Origin of the sequence: Acidovorax delafieldii 2AN, from assembly GCF_000175235.1 — a bacterium.
GTDB classification, from domain to species: Bacteria; Pseudomonadota; Gammaproteobacteria; order Burkholderiales; family Burkholderiaceae_C; genus Acidovorax; species Acidovorax delafieldii_B.
Genome location: NZ_ACQT01000504.1, coordinates 1 through 1,268, shown reverse-complemented (window position 1 = coordinate 1,268; position 1,268 = coordinate 1). Strand labels below are relative to the sequence as shown.

Genomic DNA, 1,268 nt, shown 5'->3' with positions numbered 1-1,268 from the left:
CATCGGTGCGGCGGCGCAGGATGGCGCGGATGCGGGCCAGCAACTCGCGTGGCTCAAAGGGCTTGGGCAGGTAGTCATCGGCGCCCAACTCCAGGCCGATGATGCGGTCCATGGGGTCGCCCTTGGCGGTGAGCATGAGCACCGGCACCTGGGCTGCCGGCCCGGGCAGCGCGCGGATGCGGCGGCACACGTCCAGGCCGTCCATGTCCGGCAGCATGAGGTCGAGGATGACCAGGTCTGGCAGCGGGCCTGCGTCGGGCCCCACCAACTGGGCCAGGCCGCTGTGCCCGTCGGCGCGGTGCGTGACCTGCAGGCCGGACTGGCCGAGGTATTCGCCCACCATCTGCGCGAGGCGGGCGTCGTCTTCGATCATCAACAGGTGCGAGCTCATCGTGGCAGTGTAGTGGGCCGCGGCGGCTGCAGCGGCAGGGCATCCATGCTCGCGCGCAGGCGTCTCGCTGCGTTGAAGCCGCCGTAAAGTTCCGGTAAAACCGGCAGGCCTGCGTCAGATCAAATGCTATATTTTGTATAGCTACTTGCGCATATCCATCAGGCGCTAGATGCGGTTTTTATGCGCGAAGCCAGCCACACGAGCATCAGCACCGGCAGCCCCAGCAGTGCCGTGGCAGTGAAGAACTGCGCGTAGCCGAAGGCATCGACATAGTCCCCCGAGAAGCCGGCCACGAACTTGGGCAGCAGCAGCATCATCGAGCTGAACAGCGCGTATTGCGTGGCCGAGTAGTTCACGTTGGTCAGACTCGACAGATAGGCAATGAAGGCGGCCGACGCGATGCCGCCGGCCAGGTTGTCGGCCGACACCACGGCAATCAGCGCCGTCACATCGTGCCCGTGCCCCGCCAGCCAGGCAAAGAGCAGGTTGCTGCCGGCGCTGAGCACGGCGCCCAGCATCAGGATGCGCATCACGCCCAGGCGCATGGACAGCACGCCCCCCACGAATGCGCCTGCCAGTGTCATGATGACGCCGTAGATCTTGGTGACCGCGGCCACCTCGTCCTTGGTGAAGCCCATGTCCACATAGAACGGGTTGGCCATGATGCCCATGACCACGTCGCTGATGCGGTACACGGCGATCAGCGCCAGGATCTGCGCCGCCTGCCAGCGGTAGCGGCCCAGAAAATCGGCAAAGGGTTCGATGACGGCGCCCCGCACCCATTCGGCGGCGTTCTTGGCGGGCGGCAGCGCCACGGGCACGGGCTCGCGCGAGAACAGCACCGTGACGATGCCCACGGCCATCGAGGCGGCCATGG

The 1,268-nt window shown here is 66.3% G+C and carries 1 protein-coding gene and 1 pseudogene; both read right to left on the bottom strand.

Annotated features, from left to right (window positions below):
- On the bottom strand, positions 1-391 hold a 391-nt coding region (locus tag ACDELDRAFT_RS22625; protein WP_005801305.1), incomplete at its 3' end, for a response regulator.
- A gap of 158 nt (positions 392-549) precedes the next feature.
- Positions 550-1,268: pseudogene (locus ACDELDRAFT_RS22620) on the bottom strand (AmpG family muropeptide MFS transporter); the annotation flags it as partial.